We start from the raw sequence: 24399 nt of genomic DNA, 5'->3' as shown, positions 1-24399 counted from the left end.
TACTACATTGTGGTAGCTACTTCACTAATCACTTCTCTTTTGCTAAAACGCACTTTGATTCGGTGTACGATAAAGAACAGTGCTGGCACAATGATCAGCGTTAAGAAAGTCGCTATGATCAAACCGTAAATAACCGTCCATGCTAATGGTCCCCAAAAAATAACATTATCTCCACCTATGTATATTTTAGGATCAAACTCACTGAAGAGTGAAAAGAAGTCTACGTTGAATCCAATAGCTAACGGGATCAAACCTAAAACAGTAGTGATAGCGGTTAGTAACACAGGACGTAATCTTGCTTTACCACCACGAACAATAATATCCATTACAATTTCATTCGATAACAATTGATTATCCTCAATATCTAAGGCAACTTTTTTACGGTCTATAAGTAACTGTGTATAATCAAGAAGTACAACCCCATTATTTACCACAATTCCAGCCAAGGAGATAATCCCCATCATGGTCATCATAATTACAAATGACGTTCCTGTGATTAAGATACCACCAAATACTCCGATAAAACTCAAGAAGATTGCTATCATGATGATTGTTGGTTTGGAGATAGAGCTAAATTGGAAGATCAATATCAACATAATCAATCCTAAACCTGAGAAAAAGGCTCCCATTAAGAATGACATTTGTTTGTTTTGCTCTTCAATCTGTCCAGTAAAATCTATTTTAACCCCTCTCGGTAATTCTGAAAAGGATGCCATTTCATTCTGAATCTGTGAAACGATGGCACCTGCATCAGTGAAACCTGGTTGTAACCCTGAATATACCGTTACTACCCGTTTTGTGTCATTGTGTTTTATAGCGCTAAACGATGAGGTGTTACGTTGCGAGGCTACTGCAGAGACGGGAATTTCTTTTAATCTACCACTTGCAGGATCTCTAAAGGTGATGTTTTGATTAAAAAGTGAACTGGTATTATATCTATTTTCTTCGTTAAAACGAACATAAATATCATAATCTTCACCATCTTTTTTATAAACACCAGCTTTTTCACCAAATATTGATCTACGCAATTGATTACCAACTTGTCCAGCAGAAACGCCAAGTTCACCAGCTTTTTCTCTGTCAACCACCACTTGCATGGCTGGCTTACCCTTGTTTACATCGATCTTAAGTTCTTCGATACCAGGTATATTTTTTTCGTTAATAAAATTACGCATACGCTCGGCAATAGTGATCAACTCATCATAGTCTGGCCCTTCAATTTCTATATTGATCGGGTATCCTGCAGGTGGTCCAACAGGATCCTTTTCTACAGAAATAGCTACTCCAGGATAGATTCCAGTAAGCGCTTTTTGCACTTTTTGACGCAATACTTCAGAATCTTTACCATTTCGGTATTTGTACTCTCGCATGGTAGCAGTGATTTTTGCTTTATGCGGCATCTCTGCGTTGCTACCACCATCGGTTTGAGGGTTACCTGCTCCCTCGCCAACTTGTGATACGGCTGATTCAACTAAGAAATTGAAGCCTTCACTGTTGATGTATTCTTTATCATTTAGAATTCCATATACGCGTTGTTCTATTTCTTTTGTAATTGTATTGGTTTTCTCTATATCTGTTCCTTGCGGATATTCAATATAAACTACAATTTGATTGGGTTTATTATCGGGGAAAAATTCAATTTTGGTTCGTTGACTTCCAATAGAAGCTCCAAATAGCATGAAAACGATTATTAGTAGTGCGAATGTACCTCCCACAAAGACATAGGAACGTTTTCCGCGTAGAGCGAATTTTAGAAATCCTTGATATTGATTTTCTAACCAAACCAACGTTTTCCGCTGAAAATAATTTGCAGCTTTCTTAAGAAAGTATTTGTATACCCAAAACATAATTGCGGTGACAATCATTAAGCTACCTAGACCTCTTACCTCACCACCAAAGAGTAAAATCAATGTTCCAATACCTCCTAATATGATACTTAAGCGGATCAACTGTTTTCTCTTTAATACTTTTTCCCCAACTTCCATAAATTGTGATACCAGCATCGAATTGATAAAGATGGCTACAAAAAGGGACGATCCTAATACAACAGAGAGTGTGATTGGGAAATAGATCATAAATTGTCCCATAACACCGGGCCACATACCTAGTGGCACAAAAGCTGCTACCGTAGTTGCTGTCGATATGATAATAGGAAAAGCGATCTCACCAATACCTTTTTTGGCAGCTTCTATCCTAGATAAACCTTCTTCTTCCATCAAACGATATACGTTTTCTACTACCACAATACCATTATCTACCAACATCCCTAGTCCCATAATCAAGGCAAAGAGAATCATGGTATTCATTGTGTAGCCTAATGCCGATAAGATCATAAACGACATAAACATTGACATCGGGATCGCAAATCCAACGAAAAGCGCATTTCTGAAACCTAGAAAGAACATGAGAACACCGACCACCAGAATAATACCAAAGATGATATTATTAACCAGATCATTTACCTGATTTATAGTCTTGGCAGATTGATCGTTAGCAACGCTAATTTCTAAATCCTTCGGAAACACATTCTCTTTAGCATCTTTTAAAATCACATCGATTTTTTCAACAGCTTCGACCATGTTTTTACCCGAACGTTTCTTTACATCCAACATAACAACGCTCTCTCCAAATTCTCTAGCGTAGGTGGTTTTGTCTTCGTCTCTAAATTTGATTTCGGCAATATCCCTTAAATATACTGCACCGTTTTGAGATTTAACAACAAAATCATTAAGCTGCGATGGATTGGTGATTTCGCCCAATATTCTAATGGTTCTTCGTTGGCCACTGCTAATCATGTTTCCTGCAGACATGGTCATGTTTCCATTGCGAATAGTATTTATGACATCGTCAAAGCTTACTTGAGCCCCCATCATTTTGTAAATATCAACGGCAACTTCGACCTCTCGCTCTTGAGCTCCGCGAATGTCTGCCTTTTTAATTTCGGGTAGATCTTCTATTTCATCTTCAAGATACTCGGCGTACTCCTTTAATTTATCAACTGGATAATCTCCTTTGATATTAATATTCATGATCGGCGTTTCTTCAGAAATACTTAAATCAAAAACATTAGGTTCAACTTTAGCTCCGTTAAAAGTAGGCCAATCTTCATTTGCTTTTTCTGAGTCAACTTCGTCTTTTATTTTCTGCTTCGCTTCGGGAACCGATAATTCTTCGTCAAATTCGACTGTTATTATGGCGTAATCTTCTTGAGATGTTGATAGGATTTCTACAACATTACTTACATTTTTTATTTGATCTTCTAAGGGGTCGACAATGAGTCGTTCTATATCTTCTGCTGTGTTTCCAGGGTATGGAACACTGATATAAATTTTAGTTTCATTAATCTCGGGGAAGTTTTCTCTAGGCATCGAGAAATAGGCGGATAGTCCAAGAACCAAAAATATAGCAATCATCACATAGATGGTTGTTTTATTATTAATAGCCCAGGATGACAGTCCAAATTCCTTATCTACGTTTTTTTTAATTTTTTCCATTGGAATTTAGTTTAAAATTTTCACCTTTTGACCATCTTTGACACTACGTGCGCCTTCTTTGATAACATGATCATTTGCATTAATACCCTCAATTATTTCAATTAAATCTCCTTGAGTTCTTCCTGTTTTAACGATTGTTCTCTTTGCAGTAGCTACCCCGTCTTGGTCTTGCTGACCGGTGATATAAATGTATTGTTCACCATCAGCATTTTCTGACAGAATACTTTGGGGAATTAGAATAGCTTGTTCATTGGTATAGTCATTGATTTTAACCTTTGCAGTCAAATTTGGTTTGATTGACTTGTTTTTATTTGGGATAGCCACTTCGACCATAAAAGATCGATTATTAGGATTGATATAATTACCTACTTGGCGAACTTTTGTCTCAATCGTTTTACCTAATACTGGAAAATCAACTAAAACTTCTTTTTCCTCGGTGATCTGGGATAAATAACTTTCAGGTACTTCAACTTCGATATACATATCTTCTAAATTAACGATACGAATAATCTCTGTTTGACCTGGTGCTACAACACTACCTTGTTCTGTGATTACATCATCAATAATACCCGAAAATGGAGCATTAATTGTAGTTTTAGCTAATTGCCTTTTGATCTGTGCTACAGCATTTTGCTGAGCTTCGTAAGTTGTTTTTGCTTGAAGATATTGTATCTCGGATCCAATTTTTTGTTCCCAAAGTCTTTTTTGACGATCGAAGGTAGTTTTTGCAAGCTCTGTTTGTACTTCTACTTGAGATAGTTGCTGACTCAACCCACCATCGTCAATCTTTGCAAGTAACTGTCCTTTTTTAACACGTTGTCCATCTTCTACATAAACACGGGTTAGAATCCCTGAAGTTTCAGGATATAAAACTAAGTTTTTCTTAGTTTCTGTATTTCCTTGTAATTCTAGATAATGTTTAAAAAGGGTATCGGTTGCTTTGACAGTAGTAACCAAAGGAAGTTTTTGAACAGTATCTTTTTGTGCAATTGCAGCGTCCAATTGCTGTAGTTCATTGTTGATAGTTTGTTGCAATTGAACAACTTCTGCTCTTTTTGCACGCATTTCGCTTAAATTTCCGTTTTCGATAGTTTTTTCAACAGATATATTTTTGCTATCTCCACAAGATAGTAGTAAAAGTGTAAAAGCGGATATAGTACATAGTATTTTCATGATATGGCTTATTTTTGTGGTGTGTTCAAAATGGTTTCTAATGTTGCTTTGGCATTAATGATATCGAGCATTGATTGTAAAACTTCTTGCTGCGAACTGTAAAGTTGTAGCTGGGCTTGTCTTAAATCAAAACTGGTGGATAATCCCTCGGTATATTTAATTTGATTTTTGTTTTCAATACGTTCTGCAAGCGCGAGATTTTGCTTACTAGTTTGATAGGTTTCTACAGCAAACATATATTCACTTAAAGCTTTGTTATAGTTAAGTTGAATTGTTTGTTGAGTTTCGATAAACTGTGTATTTGCCTGTTCTAAAGCTATACGAGCTTGCTGTGTTTTTGCACTTCTTTTAAGGGAACTGAAAATTGGAATTTTTATTCCTACACCTAAAATTGATGATTGAAACCATCGTGTTTGACTATCAAAGAAAACAAAATCATTATCAAAAGCTGCAGTGCCATAATTTACAAAGGCGCTGATTGAAGGTAGTGCACGGCTTTTTTCTAACTTTAACTCAAGGCCTCTTTGTTCGGTCAGGTTGTACCCAATTTTATAGTCGATACTGTTTTCTGCAATAAAAGGTTTTTGTGCTATTGCCAGATCCATATCATTTAAAGCGAGTTGTTCTAAATTATCGGTGAGCACTGTATTGCTATCTACATCAACTCCTAAAGAAAGATTGAACATTTGAAGGGCAATGTCTGCCAAACGTTTGGTGTTACTTAATTGATTGCTGATTTGTAAGAGAGTAATTTGTAGTTGTTCGACATTTTCTTCTTCGGTTAAACCATTTTCAAATATTTTTTGTGTTTCATTGAGATTGGTTTCTAAGGTTGTTTTGTTTTTTTCAAGAATACGCACACTCTCATTCGCTAGTAATACGGCGCCATAAGCATTGATAATACTTTTACGAACTTCTAATTGTGTTTTTTCTTCTAGGTTATCACTATATTTTAAGAAGGTTTTTGCAGCTTGTAGTCCTACCAAATAAGAGCCGTCAAAGATTAATTGTGATAAGGTAGCAGTTGCCGATAGTTGTTGTCTTGTGCCAAAGACTACGGGAACAAATGTTCCTGGTTCACCACCAGCGACTTCTCCAGGAATTAATGTTACTGGTTGTTTTAATTGATTTTGATAATCAACCGCCCCATTGATTTGCGGAAGTCCTTGTGCGGTGGTTTCCCACTTTTTTTTGAGAGCCTTGGCAACATCTCTTCGCGCGTTGATTGCAGTATAATTATTTTCTAACGCAAAATCTATGGCCTCTTCTAATGTAAAAGAATTGGTAACAGAGCTTGGCTGAGTTTCTTGAGAGATACTTGGTATAGTAATCAAAAGAAGCAGGTACAGAATGCTATGGTAATTTTTCATTTATTTATACTAGTTATTTTATAGTTGTCAAATTGTATGAGAGCGAATAATTTTTAATAGTAAATGTTATGTAATTAGTTATATAAAATATTTTTTTATTAGCGTGTTTAAGATTTCAAGTCCCTTGTTAGTAGCAATACCTCTAATATGATACTCTAGATAATCTTCCATAAGATTTGGCATCGGAAATTGAGTTGTTGGAAACATGCTTTGATCTTTTATACCAACCATTCCTATAAAATAAAGTCTAGAAATGATCTGAACATCAATATTTTTTCTAAAAACCCCTTTTGACATACCGCGTTTTAAATTTTCGATAACGCATTCCTGCATGACTTCAAATTGTTTAATCTTTAATGCATTGTATATTTTTGGATAATATTTATTTAATTGATACTGTGGTGACGCTTGTTCATTTTTAAGATGATTCATCACAAATGCTTTTATAGCGTAGAGTTCCTCTATAGGTTCATTATTTTCTTCTAAAATAGTGTCAATACCATTACAAATAGAACAAAATAGATGCTCTGTAGTAGCTTCCACTAATTTGGTTTTATTTTGAAAATGAGCATAAATCGTTTTTTTCGATATACCCATTTCTGAAGCAAGATCGTCCATCGTAACACTTTTAAAACCAAGGGTCAAAAACATTTCATTTGCTTTTTCAATAATTTTCTCCTTCATATTTGGGGTTGTAATTTTGGGCAAAAATACTTCAGGAAACTTTAAAAACATTAAAAGTTTCCCAAGTTTTACAATAATTTAACATTTAGTTAAGTTTTGGAGATGGATGTAGAGGTTTGGTGGGTCATTTAAAAAGTTTCGATTACTTTAGCATAAAAAAAGCTACAGTGCATACAATTTCAGAATACCAGCAGTTCTTTACAGTATATTTAAAGCAACAAACTATTTTAAAAGAGCCCAAAAACTTATATGAACCAATTTCATATATTTTAAATTTGGGGGGCAAAAGGTTGCGACCCGTGTTAGTTCTTATGAGTTCAGAAATATTTGGCACCTCGTATCATAAGGCTTTGGATGCTGCACTGGCGGTTGAGGTGTTTCATAATTTTTCTTTGATTCATGATGATATAATGGATGACGCTCCTTTGCGAAGAGGGGAAGAAACCGTACATGAAAAATGGGATCTTAATACAGGAATTCTTTCTGGAGATGCGATGCTTATAAGGGCTTATCAACTATTCGAAAATTATGACAGTAAGATTTTTAAAGAGCTGGCCGAGCTATTTAGTCACACTGCAATACAAGTATGCGAAGGACAGCAATATGACATTGATTTTGAGACACGAGAGGATGTAACGATAGCTCAATATATTAAAATGATTGAGTATAAAACTGCAGTGTTGGTTGGGGCTGCTTTAAAAATGGGAGCTATTGTTGCTGGGGTAGATCATAGAAATAAAAATTTGCTTTATGATTTTGGTAGGTTGTTAGGCTTGGCTTTCCAATTACAAGATGATTATTTGGATGCTTTTGGAGATCCAGAAACTTTTGGTAAGCAGGTAGGGGGCGATATTATCGAAAATAAAAAGACGTACCTTTTTTTAAAGGCCTATGAGTATGGTAATATAAATGAGAAGAAAGAGCTTTTGAGTCTATTTTCATTAACTCCTGAAAATCCGTCTGAAAAAGTTGCATTAGTAAAATCACTTTATGAACAAACGGGTGCCAAGGATCGTACACGCAAAGAAATTGGTAACTACACAACTAAAGCGTTTGAGGTATTACAACAGTTGGATATAAGTATTGATAAAAAGAATCTTCTTAAAACTTTTGGAGAAAATTTAATGAACAGAAGTGTATAGTGTATTAGCACAGAACACCTTATTTTTCTACTATTAGTTCTAGTTTGTAGACTTTAAATACCAATACAACTTTGAGGCTTCAATTTTACGATGCATAGAATAGTTAATTTCTTTTTGTGATGTGTAAACGTAAAATCGGATGTAAGGTTCAACTATTTTGTTGAATGACAGGTTCTACTGTTAAAATCTTAAAAATTTACATAGAAATATAAATGATTTAATATGCGGTAAATGGTAATTGTTGTATTTTTGTGGCGTTTTGTCACCAAAAAAGACAACTGAATACTTACTTATGGATAACTATTCATTTTTAAATGCGGCTCATACCGCATTTTTTGCAGATTTATACGATAAATATCTACAACATCCAGATAGTGTAGAGCCTAGTTGGCGAGCATTTTTTCAAGGTTTTGATTTTGGAATGGAGAGCGCTCAAGATGCGGGACAATCTGAGTATGTTGAGCAAGGGTCTCAAGGAAAAATTGAAGTACCCGAAAATGTCCAGAAAGAATTTATGGTGGTTCGTTTGATTGACGGTTACCGTACGCGTGGACATTTGTTTACAAAGACTAATCCAGTGCGTGAGCGCCGTAAATACATTCCTACCTTGGATGTAGAGAATTTTGGTTTGACACAAGCTGATATGGATGTGGTATTCAACGCTGGTGAAATTATAGGAATTGGACCTAGTTCTTTGCGAGATATTATTTTGCATCTCGATAAAATTTACTGTGATTCTATAGGAATTGAATATATGTATATTCGTAATCCCGAAGAACGAGAATGGATTCAAAGTAGAATAAATTTTAATACGAATAGAACAAAATTTTCTGCAGATCAAAAAAAATATATTCTTAAAAAACTGAATCAAGCAGTTTCCTTTGAAAGCTTCTTACATACAAAATATGTTGGTCAAAAACGATTTTCTTTAGAAGGAGGAGAGGCTTTAATTCCTGCGCTAGATGCCTTGGTAGAAAAAGCTGCCGAGATGGGGGTGCAAGAATTTGTTATGGGAATGGCTCATCGTGGACGGTTAAGTACTTTGACTAATATTTTTGGGAAAAGTCCTAAAGATATTTTTAGTGAGTTTGAAGGAAAGGATTATGAAGAAGCTGTATTTGATGGTGATGTTAAATATCATTTAGGTTGGACCGCTAAGCGTAAAACCGAATCGGGCAAAGCGATCAATATGAATATTGCTCCTAATCCATCACATTTAGAAACAGTAGGAGCTGTAGTAGAAGGCATAACGCGTGCAAAGCAAGATCGTCATTACAAAGAAAACACTTCTTGTGTATTGCCGATTATTGTGCATGGAGATGCAGCTATAGCAGGACAAGGCTTAGTGTACGAAATCGTGCAAATGGCACAATTAGACGGCTATAAGACAGGAGGAACTATTCATATAGTTGTCAATAATCAAATAGGATTTACCACAAATTATTTGGACGCACGTTCTTCAACCTATTGTACCGATATAGGTAAAGTTACACTCTCTCCAGTAATGCACGTTAATGCAGATGATGCAGAAGCAGTTGTTCACGCAATAAATTTTGCATTAGATTTTAGAATGACTTTTAAGCGTGATGTGTTTATTGATATGCTAGGGTATCGTAAATATGGTCACAATGAAGGCGACGAACCTAGATTTACACAGCCAAAATTATATAAAGCGATAGCAAAGCATAAAAATCCGCGGGATATTTATGCGCAAAAGTTAATAGCCGAAGGGATTATTGATAAAGATCATGTAGCTAAACTCGAGAGAGAATATAAACAATCTTTGGAAGAAGAATTAGAAGATTCTCGTAAACAAGAAAAAACCATTATTACGCCGTTTATGCAAGATGAGTGGGCTGGTTTTGATCGTGTACAAGAAGATGAAATGATGAAAGTTGTGGATACAACTTACTCTAGAGAATCATTGGATGAGATAGCAAAAGTTATCACAAAACTGCCATCAGATAAGAAGTTTTTACGTAAAATAGAGCGATTAATTGATCAACGTTCAAAAATGTATTTTGAAGAGGATAGTCTAGATTGGGCTATGGGCGAATTGTTAGCTTATGGTTCTTTATTAGAAGAAGGCTATGATGTTAGAATGAGTGGGCAAGATGTAGAACGAGGAACCTTTTCACATCGTCATGCAGTTTTAAAAGTTGAGGATAGTGAAGAAGAAATTCTTTTACTTAATAGATTGAATGAAAAACAAGGCGAATTCTATATTTACAATTCTTTACTTTCAGAGTACGGAGTGGTTGGTTTTGACTATGGATACGCTATGGCAAACCCAGATACATTAACCATTTGGGAGGCACAATTTGGAGATTTTAGTAATGGAGCGCAGATTATGATGGATCAATACATCTCTTCTGCAGAGGATAAATGGAAGCTTCAAAATGGTTTGGTAATGTTATTACCCCATGGTTATGAGGGTCAAGGAGCAGAGCATTCTTCTGCCCGCATGGAGCGTTATTTGCAGTTATGTGCAAAAGATAATATGTATGTAGCAGATGTAACAACACCAGCAAACCTCTTTCATATGCTACGTCGACAAATGAAAGCAAAATATCGTAAGCCTCTTATAGTATTTACCCCAAAAAGTTTGTTGCGTCATCCTAAAGTAGTCTCTACCATTGATGAGTTTGTTAATGGAAGTTTTCAAACGATAATTGATGATCCCGACGCAAAACCCAAATCAGTTAAGTCATTGGTGTTTTGTACAGGTAAATTTTATTATGATTTGTTAGAGGTTAAAGAAAAAGAAGAGAGAAATGATGTGGCTTTAGTTCGTATAGAGCAACTATTTCCTCTGCCTACGCAAGAAATGGAAGCCATTATCAAGAAATATAATGCAGATGAGGTAGTTTGGGCACAAGAAGAACCTCGTAATATGGGAGCTTTAAGTCATATATTGATGAACTTTGAAAACGCAAAAAGTTTCAGATTTGTAAGTAGACGTCCTTATGGTGCGCCAGCTGCAGGTAGTGCTACACGTTTTAAACGAAGACATCAAGAAGTAATTGATTTTGTCTTTGACGCTACCAAAAATAATCAAAGAAAGTAACAATATTTATAACAAGAATTAATACTTATGTGGTTCGCTTTTTATCAATTTTAATAAGGAGAACACAACTGATAAATTTAGAATTATGGCTTTAGAAATGAAAGTCCCTTCTCCGGGAGAATCCATTACAGAAGTAGAAATAGCACAATGGCTAGTCGAAGACGGTGATTATGTCACCAAGGATCAGCCAATAGCAGAGGTAGATAGTGATAAGGCAACGCTAGAATTACCGGCAGAGGCTAGCGGGATCATTACGCTCAAGGCTGAAGAGGGTGACGCAGTTGCTGTAGGTCAGGTAGTTTGTTTAATTGATACAGATGCTCAAGCTCCAGAAGGTAATGCTGATAATGAAGGCGATGAAGGAGGTAATGGAAATGCAGCAATGGATATTGATAAACAACGTGATCAATCCAGCAATAAAGCTGATAGTTTTAAAGCAGCGGCTAAAACGCAAACGCCATCAAAGCCAACGACCCCTGTCCAAAAACAAGATACATATGCTACAGGTAGTGCTTCGCCAGCAGCCAAAAAAGTTATAGCCGAAAAAGGTCTGGATACCGCACAAATTCAAGGAACAGGTCGTGACGGACGTATAACAAAGGCAGATGCTATCAATGCGAAGCCATCTATGGGGACTCCAGGTACTGCTGTACGTAGTGAAAGTAAGAAAAAATTATCTATGTTACGTCGCAAAGTAGCACAGCGTTTGGTTTCTGTCAAGAATGAAACGGCAATGCTTACTACATTCAATGAGGTTGATATGCAGCCTATTTTTGATTTGCGTAATCAATATAAAGAAGAATTTAAATCAAAACATGGTGTGGGGCTTGGCTTTATGTCTTTTTTTACATTGGCCTGCGTCAAAGCACTCAAAATGTTTCCTGCGGTGAACTCGATGATTGATGGTGATCATATGATTTCTTACGATTTTCAAGATATTAGTATAGCAGTATCAGGTCCAAAAGGTCTTATGGTTCCTGTTATTCGTAATGCAGAGCACCTAAGTTTTAGAGGAGTTGAATCCGAGGTAAAACGTTTAGCTGTTAGAGCACGGGATGGTCAAATCACAGTTGATGAGATGACTGGTGGTACTTTTACTATTACTAATGGTGGTGTTTTTGGAAGTATGTTATCCACACCAATTATAAATCCTCCTCAGAGTGCAATTTTAGGAATGCATAATATTGTTGAGCGACCTATTGTACGGGATGGTCAAATTGTAATCGCACCAATTATGTACGTCGCTTTATCGTATGATCACAGAATTATTGACGGTAAAGAATCCGTAGGGTTTCTTGTAGCAGTAAAAGAAGCACTTGAAAATCCTCAAGAATTATTGATGGATAGTGATGTTAAAAAGGCGTTAGAACTCTAAGACGCTGTTTTAAAAGAATTTTTAAAGCCCAAAACATTAATGTTTTGGGCTTTTTACTTTTGTATTTTATAGTTTTTACCACAAGATAACCTATACAAGATCAGATAATAGAGGATCCGATGTAATTTTTTAATGAGGCAAAGTGATCTTTTACAATTAAAATTAGTATTATTGTGATATTAAAATGATATCATTATGAAAAACGAAAAAGAATTAAGGGCTGTAAATGGATATGTGATGTTTCTAGTCTTACTAGTTATAATTTCAATAACAATAGCAGGTCTCTATAGTACAGGGAACATCCTTTATATAGCATTTGTATTAGTAGCTATACTACTTAGTAAAGGTTTTTTTACTGTTAATCCAAATAGTTCTTGTGTCATGGTTTTATTTGGTGCCTATAAGGGAACGGTTAGGAGAAATGGCTTTTTTTGGGCGAATCCATTTTTTGCAAAACAAAAAATTTCCTTAAGAGCGAGAAATTTTGATAGTGTACGAGTTAAAGTAAATGATAAAATTGGTAATCCAATTTTGATTAATGTAATTTTGGTGTGGAAGGTAAATGACACCTATAAAGCTGCTTTTGATGTTGACCATTATGAAGAATTTGTAAGGGTTCAAACGGATGCAGCTGTTAGAAAATTAGCAGGCTCATACCCATATGATAATTTTGATGATGAACGAGCAGAATTAACATTACGTTCGGGTATGGATGAAGTTAATGAAGCATTAGAAAATGAGATTACAGAACGATTATCGATGGCAGGAATAAAAGTTATGGAAGCGAGAATTGGTTATTTGGCCTATGCACCAGAAATTGCAAGTGCAATGCTAAAACGGCAGCAAGCAGTTGCTATTGTAGCAGCTCGAAAGAAAATAGTTGAAGGAGCCGTAGGAATGGTAGAGGATGCCTTGTTTAAACTATCTAATGATAATATTATTGATTTTGATGATGATAAGAAAGCATCTATGATTAGTAATTTATTAGTTGTTTTATGTGGAGATAAAGAAGTGATGCCTGTTATTAACGCGGGTACGTTGAATTCATAGTATATGAGTAAAAAGAAATCATTTGTGCTAAGGATTGATCCAGATACTTTTAAATTGATAGAGAAATGGGCGGATGACGAATTTAGAAGTGTAAACGGTCAGTTGGAATGGATGATTCAAAAAAGCCTCAGAGAAGCAAAGCGATTAAAATCTAATAAAAGTAATGAGTGATAGGACTGTTTTCTACAGTAAGATATAATTACAGTTTTTCGGATATCAAAAAATGTTTATACAATCATATCATAATAGGATATAATGGTAGTATAGCCTTTGTTTTTGAAGTATTGCATATCATTGAGTGAACCAGTTACTAAGATAAAATCACCACCCCAGCCACCTAGACTTTTAATAGCTCCTGGGTAATCGGGAAAACGTTCAGATTTAATCGTAGGTATTTTTATGATAGTAGAAATTATGGCTTCATGTTGACTCATAAGTGACTCGAACACGCTTAAATCTGTACAAGATAAAAGACTTTTGTTTATTTCAGAAATCTTTATGGCTGCACTTTCAAAATTAGTACGTGGTAATGCTTGATAATGTTTTATAGAATCTTTACTATCTTGTTTCTGATTTAAATAAATGAAAAACAGATGGTCTTTAAATTTGGGTTCAAAAAAAACCTCTGTAATCCTGGGTATGCCTTGGTTACGATTATATAAAATAGGAGAGTTGTGTTGAGCACAGGCAACATCATACCCACTGCCACCAAAAGCCCGCTCGAGTAATGCAAACGCATTAACATTTGCCCACTGAGCAATATTGTTTATTAAAGTGGATGAAGAGCCTAGACCCCAAGATCGGTCAAATTCAAGTTCTGTTTCTACAGTAATGCCTATTTGTTGCGTTAGGAATTTAGGATTTAGTACTCTTGCGGTATTGAGCAATGAAAGTAATTTTTTGGTAATTGCATTTGTTGAAGACTCTTGATCAGTGCTTTTAATCTGTTGCTCGTCTGTCAAGAATGCCGCCTCATACCATGCAGTTCCGTACTGATCTTTACTTATCCAATGAAGTCCAGTTTTGCTGGTCTCTGTAATAGTTAATGATTGACCTTTTTTTGTTGGCAAAGCAAGTGCTTCTGCGTCATCCAGAACTAAGTATTCTCCTGTTAATAGAAGTTTGCCATGACTATAAAAAGAGTGTTTCATTAATTTCTCATTTTTTCAAGTTCTCTTACCACCTTAGCATGAGTTACAGTATTGGTCTTAAAAAAGGAAATAAGCTGTTTTTTTTCGGTATCGTTCGCTTCAAATTGGTTTAGAATATTCATAAGGTGCATTTTCATGTGTCCTTGTTGAATTCCAGTAGTGATCAAAGAATTAATAGCACCAAAATTTTGGGCTAATCCAGCAACGGCAGTTATTTTCATTAATTCGTTAGCGTTTGGTGATCCTAATAATGACATAGCAAGTTTTACCAAAGGATGTAAAGATGTAAGACCACCTACGGTTCCAAGAGCTAACGGGATTTCAATAGAAAAATTGAAAATCCCTTTATCAATATACGCATTTGTTAAGCTAGTATATGATCCGTTTCGACTCGCATAGGCATGAGCTCCAGCTTCGACCGCTCTAAAATCGTTACCTGTAGCCAACACCACTGCGTCAATTCCATTCATGATACCCTTGTTGTGAGTAACAGCGCGATAAGGTTCTACTTTGGCAATTTCAATAGCTTGTATAAATTTTTCTGCATAACTTTCTGCAGACATTTTTTCTGTCTTGGGTAATTTGTGAATAGGACAGCTTACCGAGGCTTTAACTAAGCAATTTGGAACATAATTAGAGAGGATGCTCATTATAATATCTAATGTACAACCAGATTTTATAAATAGGCTATAATTTTTTGCTTCTTCAATTAAGGTTACTGCGAATTGCTCTAAGCAAGAATTTATAAAATTAGCACCCATCGCATCTGCAGTTTCAAAGGTACAGTGTAATTGATAATAATTCTTGAGATCCTGGGTCTTATTTATTAAATCGATCGAACCAATACCGCCTCCACGTTTTATCATATTTTCAGTAATATGATTACTGGCATCGTATAGTTTTGGTTTAATTTCCTTAAAAAATTGTTTTAAGAGACTAAAATCCCCCGAAAAAGAAAAGTGGACTTGCCCTACTTTGGTCATAGAAAGTACCTCGGCATTAAACCCTCCTCGTTTAAACCAAAATTTTGCAGCTTTACTCGCTGCAGCAACCACAGAACTTTCTTCGATCGCCATTGGTATGGTATATTGCTTTCCATTAATTTTAAAATTTGGAGCAACAGAAAAAGGTAAATAAAAATTAGTTAAAGTATTCTCGGTGAACTCATCATGTAATTGTTGTAATTTTTGATCTGTGTTCCAATAACGTTTTAATAATTCTGCGGCTTTACTTTCATCTTTGAAATGATGAGATGCTAACCATGTAATTTTTTCTGCTTTACTAAGTTTCGAAAAACCTGAAATTTCTGGAGCCATTCTAGAGAATCTTTATAAATCTAGTGCAAAGATAGTATTCTGATGGTTTATTTTGTGATTTACTAAGATTGTGATGTTATTCTTCGTCTAAATATTTTTGATTGGATTACCATATATTACATATTTATTAGCAAAAGCAATAAAATAATGAAGACTACATTATGACCTTATGTATTTAACAACATTTATTGTATTTTTCGGAGATTTTTTAGTATTCTTGACGTTAACAAAATTTTAGAGGAATAAAATGAAAAGAACCAAACTATTTATAGGTCTATTTTTTTGGATCACTCTGCTAGCTATTGGGCAAAACAAGTCATTTACATTAGATGAGATATGGGGAGGGTCATTTAATACAGAGGGTTTACAATCTCTTCACTCCATGAATAATGGAACAGAATATTCGGTTCTTGAACGTAATAAAATCGATGGTTCAACAAGTGTTGAAGTCTATGACTATGCTTCTGGAAAAAAGGTAAGAACTATCCTAAACTCTCAAGCAATTGCTGGTCTGTCTGGTTTTCAGGATTATTCATTTAACAGTGACGAGAGTTTGATCTTATTACTTACTGACTCAGAGAAAATATATCGTCACTCAAAACGCGGTATTTATTATTTGTACGATGTTGCTTCAAAAAAGATATTAAAAATTAGTGACAAGAAAATTCAAGAGCCAACCCTATCACCAGATGGTCATAAAATCGCATATGTCTTAGATAACAATATATATGTCATAAATCTACAAACTGGTCAAGAAATTCAACTAACAGATGATGGCAAAAAGAATGAAGTTATAAATGGCATTACCGATTGGGTGTATGAAGAAGAGTTTGCCTATGTAAGAGCTTTTGATTGGAATACCGATAGCAACAAATTAGCTTTTGTTCGTTTTGATGAGACTGAGGTGCCTGAGTTTTCTATGGATGTCTACGGTAGCAATTTATATCAACAGCAAACTGTTTTTAAATATCCTAAAGCGGGTGAGAAAAACTCGACAGTATCTCTGCATCTTGCAGATTTGGAAAGTATGTCTGTTGACAAAATTAACTTAGGAGATTATAAAGATTTTTATATACCGAGACTTTCTTGGACGGCTAAACCTAATATTCTTAGTGTGCAGGTCTTAAATAGACATCAAAATAATCTAGATTTGGTTTTTGTAGATGCTGCTACTAAAAAGTCTACGGTTGTTCTTAATGAAAAAGATGCTGCGTATATTGATATTACAGATGATCTCACTTTTTTGAAGGATAACAGTTTTATTTGGACTAGTGAAAAGGATGGATACAATCATATTTATCATTATGATGCTTCGGGCAAGCTTATAAATCAAATAACCAAAGGTAATTGGGACGTGACGTCCTATTACGGTTATAATGACAAAACGAAAAAGATTTATTATCAAAGTGTAGAAGAGGGAAGTATTAATAGAGATATTTATGCTATTGCTTTAACAGGAAAAGATAAGCTTCGATTAAGTAAGAAAGAAGGATCCAATACAGCAGATTTTAGTGCTGACTTTACTTATTATATCAATTATTTTTCAAATACTACAACCCCATCATTGATTACACTTAATAAAAGTCAAAATGGCGAGGTAGTAAGAGAAATCAAAAATAATAAGAATCTACTAGATAAGCTTATCCAATATGATTTACGTCCCAAAGAGTTTTCTACAATTGAGATTAATGGAGAGCAACTTAATGCGTGGATGATTAAGCCAAAGAATTTTGATTCCTCAAAAAAGTATCCTCTATTAATGTATCAATATTCGGGGCCAGGCTCACAGTCGGTTAAGAACTCATGGTATACAGCCAACGATTATTGGTATATGATGTTAGCGCAGCAAGGTTATATAGTTGCTTGTGTCGATGGTAGAGGTACGGGATTTAAAGGAGCCAAATTTAAAAAAGTAACTCAAAATGATTTAGGAAACTTAGAAGTTCAAGATCAAATTGCTGCAGCTAAATATTTTGGAAATTTACCGTACGTGGATGCTAATAGAATTGGTATTTGGGGTTGGAGTTATGGTGGTTTTATGTCTAGTAATTGCTTGTTTAAAGGAGGTGATACTTTTAAAATGGCAATTGCAGTAGCTCCTGTTACAAGCTGGAGATTTTATGATACAATCTATACAGAACGATATTTGACAACACCTCAAGAAAACGCTTCTGGTTATGATAAAAATTCACCGATAAACTATGTAAATGGTTTAAAGGGTAATTATTTACTTGTACATGGGACCGCCGATGATAATGTACATGTTCAAAATACGATGCGATTGATCGAGGCTTTGGTACAGGCAAACAAACAATTTGACTGGGCAATTTACCCCGATAAAAATCACGGTATTTATGGAGGCAACACTCGACTTCATTTATACACAAAAATGACTAATTTTATCAAATCTAATTTATAGTTAATCCTTTATAATTTTACTAACTTAAAATAACTCTATGGAATTTAAATTTGGAGGTTCAGAAACAAACCAAAGAACTGTTCTTGGCCATCCTTCTGGTCTTTTTATTCTCTTTTTCACAGAAATGTGGGAACGATTTTCGTATTACGGTATGCGTGCATTACTCGTTTTATTCCTAGTAACATCTATCATGGAAGAAGGATGGGGATGGGAACGCGATAGCGCATTACTACTATATGGTTGGTATACAGGCCTTGTCTATATTACTCCGATTTTTGGGGGGTTAATAGCAGATAAAATAATGGGATATAGAAATGCGGTGGTTATTGGAGCTTTATTAATGACCTTAGGGCATGCATCCATGGCACTTGAAGTTACTGCAGACTATTTTTTCTTTATTGGATTAGGTCTTCTAATTATTGGAAATGGATTGTTCAAACCAAACATTTCTTCAATGGTTGGGCAGTTATATAAAAGTCAAGGTAAAGAAAAAGACGCGGGCTATACTATTTTTTATATGGGTATTAATGCGGGAGCATTTTTAGGTATTTTGCTATGTGGATATATTGGTGAAAAAGTTGGTTGGCATTATGGTTTTGGACTTGCAGGAATTTTTATGTTTATAGGAATGCTTCAATTTTACTTTGCGCAGAAAATTTTTGCTAGAATTGGACTGTCTCCTAAACAAAATAAAGATTTGGATGATGCAATTGAAGAATCATTAGAAGAAACCAAAGAAACGATAGAAGCGGTAGTAGATGATTCTAAGCGTTCACTTATAACTAGAGATCGATTAATTGTTATTGGAGTATTTGCTTTTTTTACAGTATTCTTTTGGTGGGCCTTTGAACAAGCTGGAGGGTCAATGACCATTTTTGCTGCTGATTATACTGATAGAGTTTTAGTTGATCAAGGTGCAATGATTTTTAAAATTTTCAATACGCTGCTCACAGTTGTTCCTATGTTAATCATCACTTGGGTATTAGCGTTATTGTTTAAACAGACTTTTGCCAAATTCCCATTAGCCAATACACTTTTAGGAATAGGTTTTGCAATTATTTGGGGTATTGTTATCTGGATGCTACAAAGAGAATTTGTTGCAGATACAGCAGAAGTTCCAGCTTCTTGGTTCGGAATTTTGAACTCTTTCTTTATTATTGCTTTTGCACCATTATTTTCTAAAATTTGGCAAAGTAAACTTAATCCTACGGGACCAGTAAAGTTTGCTATAGGGTTGATTTTATTAGGACTAGGTTTTGGTATTTTAGCTTTTGGTTCAATGGGAATTCCCCTTGGTGCTAAAACAGCATCAGTAAGTATGATTTTTCTTATTTTGGCATATCTCTTTCATACGTTGGGAGAATTGTGTGTGTCTCCAGTTGGACTATCTTATGTAAGTAAATTAGCACCAATAAAGCTAGTAGGTTTGATGTTTGGAGTTTGGTTTGTAGCCAATTTTATAGCAAATACTATGGCTGGGGTAACAGGAAGTTATATTGATCCTATAGTCGAAGAATATGGAATGGCTGTGTTTTTTCTTATTTTTACGGTAGTTCCTGGCGCAGCTGGAGTTGTAATGCTTATATTAAATAAGAAATTATTACAGATGATGCACGGCATCAGATAAATGATATTATAATAAACCTACCTGCTTTGCCCAAGCAGGTAAGTTTTCATTATTAAAAAGGAATACTTTTTGATAATGAATCATAAAAATAGAATTATGAAATACCTACTTATACTTTCGTTATCCTTTTTCAGTTTTATATCCAATGCGCAAGAGATTAACTGGATGACGATGAATCAAGCGCTCGAAGCTCAGCAAAAGAGTCCGAAGAAAATTTTTATGGATGCATATACTGACTGGTGTGGTCCCTGTAAGCTGTTGGATAAAAAGACTTTTCATAATAAAGACGTTGTTGCCTATGTCAACAAACACTATTATGCGGTAAAATTTAATGCCGAGGGTACCGAGGAAATTCATTATAATGATTTCACATACACGAACCCTAATTACAATCCAGATAGAAAAGGGAGAAATAGCCAGCACTTTTTTGCAAATGCTTTAAAAATCACGGGATATCCTAGTATGGTTTTCTTTGATGAGAAAGGTAACGTCATAGCTCCTGTAGTAGGTTATAAATCACCCAAGCAATTAGAGATTTTTCTTAAAATGATTCATAAGGACGACTATAAAAAATTGACAAATGCCTCTGCTTGGCAAGAATATGAAAAAGCATTTGTTAGTACCTTTCAAGAGTAACGACTCTATATGGTAAACTGTAATTTAAAATAAACCGCCCACTATACGTTAACCTACCTATGAAAAAGTTATTAATCATTGCTACCCCATTAGCTGTTATAATTTTTATTCTTTTTTCATTTTCAAAGAATGATGCGCATAGATCTAGAAAGTTTACTGCTAAAAATAAAGTGATCATAAATTTGGATACGAGTAGTACCCAAAATATGGTGAGTAAGCTTCGGCTTTTAGAAGATAAAATTAACGCTTATTTTGAGCAAGGAATTTCAAATAAGGATTTGGTAGGGGCAGCAGTAGCAATTGTAAAATGTGACTCTATAATTTATACAGGAGGATTTGGTGAACGTACTAGCCAAAGTAAAGACAGTATTAATTCTAATACTATTTTTAGAATAGGTTCTTTGTCCAAGGGTTTTGCTGGGATTTTAACAGGAATACATGTGCAAGAAGGTCTTTTGGATTGGGGAGATAAAATAAAAGATTATGTTCCTAATTTTGAAATGTCAAATACTCAATTAACGAATGAAGTTACGCTCTGTCATGTGCTTTCTCATACCACGGGATTACCCTATCATAGCTTTACGAATTTAGTTGAGGCGGGAATACCACTTAACCAAATAGCTGGACGTTTTAAAGAGGTGTCTCCTGTATACGATCCAGGGAAGATTTACAGTTATCAAAATGCGGTTTTTGCGCTAAGCGGAAAAATCATTGAGCAGGTAACCTCACATGCTTTAAAAGAAGTGATACATGAAAAGATTTTTGATCCGTTGCATATGGATACAGCTTCAGCAAGTTTTGAAGCCCTTGAAGATGCTGATAATATTGCCATACCACATCAAAAATATCACGGTCGCTGGAAACCAGTCAAACTAAATCATAAATACTATCAGGCAATATCTGCTGGTGGAGTGAATGCAAGTGTAACAGATATGGCCAAATGGATGAAATTTCTATTAGGAAGCAATCCAGAGGTGCTTCATCCAAATATGATTGATCAAGTTTTTAATCCAGTGATTGAAGTAGGGGGACGCAGTAAATATTATCAACGCTGGAAAGGTCATTTAAAGTCCTATTATGCTCTGGGTTGGAGAGTCCATACTTTTAAAAATGAAGATTCCAAAAACCCTAGAATTATGGTACACCATGGAGGCAGTGTAAATAATTATCGTAGTGAAATAGCTGTTTTTCCCGAAGAGGATCTTGGAATTTGTATTTTGTTTAATAGCCCCACCTCGTATGCCAAAGAAGCCATTCCTAAGATAAATGAAATTTATGTTGAAGTAATGAGTAATTAAAATTTTTTAAGGGTGAACCGTAGTAATAAATGCACCATCATGATCAGTGCGATGAAACGGTATATTTAATTGTATACACGTTTCCTGCCATCGATTAATATCAGTTTTATAATTACTGCCATCTGCGATGATAAGTTTTGGTTTTAGCGCTCTTATAACCTTTGTCAAATGAATTTTTGGAGAATCAGTTAGTAGTAAGATATCTGGAGAGTAAGTAATGTTGTCAAATGTAACTTCGGTATTTATTCTCAAAAGATTTAAACCGTTATAGTCATATACATTCTCTAATTTAATAACAGTATCTAGAGAAGCTTTGTTTGCCGTTAAATAAGGATTCAGCACATTAGCAAAATCTTTAGTTTCTCTGGTTTTTGAAGTATAAAGCGAAAAATTATGTTGATTTAAAACTCCTACAAGGGTGTTTTTATATTTGTTGAAAATGACAAGTTCTTTTTTAGTGACTAATTTTCTTTTTTCAAATAACAAACTACTTGACATAAGTAGCAAAACGACAGTCAGAATTTGCACTCTTCTTTTTGAATTCAATTTCAAAGAGACAAGAATTAGCAATAAAGCAGTATAACTGGTTAATACCATGCTTAACGAAAAATGAATATTTTGTATGTTGAAAGAATTATACGACGCGATTGTCTTGACAACTTTAAAGTTAAGGTCTAATAAATAAGTATAGATCTCTCTAATAATCGTAGGTAGATTGTTTGAAATTGAAAGAATGCTTATACCTACACCACCGAATAATAAAATGGTTATCATTGGTATTACGAGAAGATTAGAAATCAAAAATAAAAGTGGGAATTGGTGAAAGTAATAAAGTAATAAAGGGAACAAACCTATTTGCGCTGCTAGGGTTACACTACACAGCTCCCATATTTTTTTTAAAATAATATTTTTTACTTTAATAAGCGTATTTATTTTTGGTTGCAGAGCCAGTATACTAAGAACAGCTATATAACTTAGTTGAAAACCTACTTCAAATAAATAAGTTGGTCGATAGCATATTAATAGTAAAAAAGAAGCTGTTAGTGCATTAAAAGTAGCTGTTCTTTTTTGACCTTGAATGGCTATAGCAATAAATGTAAACATGGTTACAGCTCTAAGTACCGATGGTGATAGTCCTGACACCACAGCATACGACCATAAAATTAATATAATAATCGTTGTCTTTATTAACCTTCCATAATTGGAAACTCTTTCTAAAGGCTTTAAAACAAAATTCAGAAATAATAACATTATACCAATATGCAGACCTGAAACTGCTAGTACATGTATGACGCCCGCATTTCTAAATGCATTTGATATATCAGCATCTAACTCTTGTCTCTGACCCAAAATAAGGGAACTCATAAATGCTATGTGCTGATCTTTGAATTTATTTTTTTTAAAAGAGGATAAAAGTGATGACCTGATTTTAAAAGTAATTTCTTTCAAAGAGAAGCTTTCGTTGGTATGAGCTATCATTTTATCACCTTGTAATGTTAATTGATGATAAATAAACTTTGAATTTAAATATTTTGAATAATCAAATTGGTTTGGATTAAGAGCTTTGGGTAATTCTTCAAGATATGCATACGTACTTAGTATAGTTCTTGGTATTAATTTTATAGTGTATGAAGCTTTAGGAATTCGCAATAAAACCTTTCCCTGTACTCTGTGTGAATTAATACTGATTAGATCAACGACATAGTTGTAATAATGCTTAGAAGGAGTCCTCTGGTCCTCAAGAATAAAAAAGATTTCATGCTTTTTACTCGTGTATTGACTTCTCTCTAGGATATTAGTATAGTGTGCTTTGTAATTTTTGGGTTGATGCAGTTGAAACACTAAGTTTCCAAAAGTAAAAAACGTGAAAATCGTTACAAAATTGAAGAGTATTGATTTGGACTTTTGTTTGTGCAGGTAGATAAAAAATATACACGTTACAACTAGACTTAAACCAAATAAAATTAAAGATGATGTAAGAGAAATAGGAGAGCTATATGAACATAAAACACCAAAAGCAATAGAAATTGTTAAGACAAATAAAGGAATATTTACAAGTCTCATTGCTAAGTTTTATAAAACCCTACGTACTCCAGCAAAACAATTATTCCAATATTTTTCATCCAAACTTGAAACAACTACCCCTTTAGAAACAGAAGCGTGAATAAATTTTAAAGAACTTCCGTGTTCGACTATCAAACCCACATGATTAATTACATTTTTCTTTTTACTAGTTTTAAAAAACACTAAATCTCCTTTTTCTGCTTTGCGCAAGGGAATCCATTCACCCTGAGTGGACATCGCACGGGAGGTTCTTGGTAGCACAATATTTTCTTTCTTGAAAGAAGTGTATATGAGACCAGAGCAATCCATTCCTTTTTTTGTAGTGCCACCATATTTGTAGCGAGTACCATTAAATGTTTTAGCGTATTGGATTATATTGTTTGCAATTCGATCAGTAGCAGTAGATTTAGATGGTGCCGATGTTGTTTTGAGTGCTTTAGAATTAGTTATAATAGCCGTCTTTTTTGAGGGGCCGCAAGAAATCATTAAAAGAAGTAATAGTAATGTAGGTAGTACGTATTTAATAAACATGG

The 24399-nt window shown here is 34.6% G+C and carries 17 protein-coding genes; 9 read left to right on the top strand and 8 right to left on the bottom strand.

Annotation, left to right across the window (positions count from 1 at the left end; translation table 11 throughout):
* Nucleotides 1-2 precede the first annotated feature (2 nt).
* The 4 genes from ACE939_RS11770 to ACE939_RS11755 all read right to left on the bottom strand — a co-directional run bounded on the left by ACE939_RS11770 (nucleotide 3) and on the right by ACE939_RS11755 (nucleotide 6721).
* Nucleotides 3-3494, bottom strand: coding sequence for an efflux RND transporter permease subunit (locus ACE939_RS11770; RefSeq protein WP_378185786.1), 3492 nt, complete (start codon nucleotides 3492-3494; stop codon nucleotides 3-5).
* Between the two features lie 6 nt (nucleotides 3495-3500).
* Nucleotides 3501-4667 carry an efflux RND transporter periplasmic adaptor subunit gene (locus tag ACE939_RS11765; RefSeq protein WP_378185785.1) on the bottom strand — a complete coding sequence of 389 codons (1167 nt, stop codon included), beginning with the start codon at nucleotides 4665-4667 and terminating at the stop codon, nucleotides 3501-3503.
* A gap of 8 nt (nucleotides 4668-4675) precedes the next feature.
* Nucleotides 4676-6037: a TolC family protein gene (locus ACE939_RS11760; protein ID WP_378185784.1), complete on the bottom strand. Its 1362-nt coding sequence runs from the start codon at nucleotides 6035-6037 to the stop codon at nucleotides 4676-4678.
* 78 nt (nucleotides 6038-6115) lie between these two features.
* The gene (locus tag ACE939_RS11755) at nucleotides 6116-6721 is read right to left on the bottom strand and encodes a TetR/AcrR family transcriptional regulator (protein ID WP_378185783.1); all 606 of its coding nucleotides are present in this window, start codon (nucleotides 6719-6721) and stop codon (nucleotides 6116-6118) included.
* 167 nt (nucleotides 6722-6888) lie between these two features.
* Here ACE939_RS11755 and ACE939_RS11750 point away from each other — a divergent pair, with 167 nt between their 5' ends.
* From ACE939_RS11750 to ACE939_RS11730, 5 genes are all read left to right on the top strand, one after another.
* On the top strand, nucleotides 6889-7863 hold the full coding sequence (locus ACE939_RS11750) for a polyprenyl synthetase family protein (protein WP_378185782.1): 975 nt from the start codon (nucleotides 6889-6891) through the stop codon (nucleotides 7861-7863).
* Nucleotides 7864-8155: 292 nt separating this feature from the next.
* On the top strand, nucleotides 8156-10930 hold the full coding sequence (locus tag ACE939_RS11745) for a 2-oxoglutarate dehydrogenase E1 component (RefSeq protein ID WP_378185781.1): 2775 nt from the start codon (nucleotides 8156-8158) through the stop codon (nucleotides 10928-10930).
* Nucleotides 10931-11015: 85 nt separating this feature from the next.
* Nucleotides 11016-12305, top strand: coding sequence for a 2-oxoglutarate dehydrogenase complex dihydrolipoyllysine-residue succinyltransferase (odhB, locus tag ACE939_RS11740; protein WP_378185780.1), 1290 nt, complete (start codon nucleotides 11016-11018; stop codon nucleotides 12303-12305).
* A gap of 195 nt (nucleotides 12306-12500) precedes the next feature.
* A complete protein-coding gene (locus tag ACE939_RS11735) occupies nucleotides 12501-13355 on the top strand; it encodes an SPFH domain-containing protein (protein WP_378185778.1) in 855 nt (284 codons plus the stop codon).
* A gap of 24 nt (nucleotides 13356-13379) precedes the next feature.
* Complete coding sequence (locus ACE939_RS11730) at nucleotides 13380-13526, top strand: Arc family DNA binding domain-containing protein (protein WP_378185777.1); 147 nt, start codon at nucleotides 13380-13382, stop codon at nucleotides 13524-13526.
* Nucleotides 13527-13582: 56 nt separating this feature from the next.
* Here the strand turns inward: ACE939_RS11730 and ACE939_RS11725 are convergent, their stop codons facing one another.
* Nucleotides 13583-14506, bottom strand: coding sequence for a GYDIA family GHMP kinase (locus ACE939_RS11725; RefSeq protein WP_378185776.1), 924 nt, complete (start codon nucleotides 14504-14506; stop codon nucleotides 13583-13585).
* Entirely contained in the window at nucleotides 14506-15822 is a 1317-nt protein-coding gene (locus tag ACE939_RS11720) for a hydroxymethylglutaryl-CoA reductase, degradative (protein WP_378185775.1), read from the bottom strand. Before ACE939_RS11720 ends, ACE939_RS11725 begins: the two co-directional genes overlap by 1 nt.
* Before the next feature lie 247 nt (nucleotides 15823-16069).
* On the opposite strand from ACE939_RS11720, the gene ACE939_RS11715 reads away from it, so the two are divergent.
* The 4 genes from ACE939_RS11715 to ACE939_RS11700 all read left to right on the top strand — a co-directional run bounded on the left by ACE939_RS11715 (nucleotide 16070) and on the right by ACE939_RS11700 (nucleotide 21802).
* Nucleotides 16070-18241: a S9 family peptidase gene (locus tag ACE939_RS11715; RefSeq protein WP_378185774.1), complete on the top strand. Its 2172-nt coding sequence runs from the start codon at nucleotides 16070-16072 to the stop codon at nucleotides 18239-18241.
* A 37-nt stretch (nucleotides 18242-18278) separates the two neighbouring features.
* Entirely contained in the window at nucleotides 18279-19868 is a 1590-nt protein-coding gene (locus tag ACE939_RS11710) for a peptide MFS transporter (protein WP_378185773.1), read from the top strand.
* Between the two features lie 96 nt (nucleotides 19869-19964).
* On the top strand, nucleotides 19965-20504 hold the full coding sequence (locus ACE939_RS11705; RefSeq protein WP_378185772.1) for a thioredoxin family protein: 540 nt from the start codon (nucleotides 19965-19967) through the stop codon (nucleotides 20502-20504).
* A gap of 59 nt (nucleotides 20505-20563) precedes the next feature.
* A complete protein-coding gene (locus ACE939_RS11700; RefSeq protein WP_378185771.1) occupies nucleotides 20564-21802 on the top strand; it encodes a serine hydrolase domain-containing protein in 1239 nt (412 codons plus the stop codon).
* Between the two features lie 6 nt (nucleotides 21803-21808).
* On the opposite strand, the gene ACE939_RS11695 is transcribed toward ACE939_RS11700, so the two are convergent.
* Both ACE939_RS11695 and ACE939_RS11690 read right to left on the bottom strand, forming a co-directional pair.
* Nucleotides 21809-23866, bottom strand: a complete 2058-nt coding sequence (locus tag ACE939_RS11695; protein ID WP_378185770.1) for a ComEC/Rec2 family competence protein — start codon at nucleotides 23864-23866, stop codon at nucleotides 21809-21811.
* 9 nt (nucleotides 23867-23875) lie between these two features.
* Complete coding sequence (locus ACE939_RS11690) at nucleotides 23876-24397, bottom strand: C40 family peptidase (protein ID WP_378185769.1); 522 nt, start codon at nucleotides 24395-24397, stop codon at nucleotides 23876-23878.
* Between the last annotated feature and the right edge of the window lie 2 nt (nucleotides 24398-24399).

The organism is Aquimarina rhodophyticola, from assembly GCF_042434915.1.
Classification (GTDB): Bacteria; Bacteroidota; Bacteroidia; order Flavobacteriales; family Flavobacteriaceae; genus Aquimarina.
Note: the sequence above shows the minus strand (reverse complement) of the source record. Positions and strands in the feature narration are given on the sequence as shown.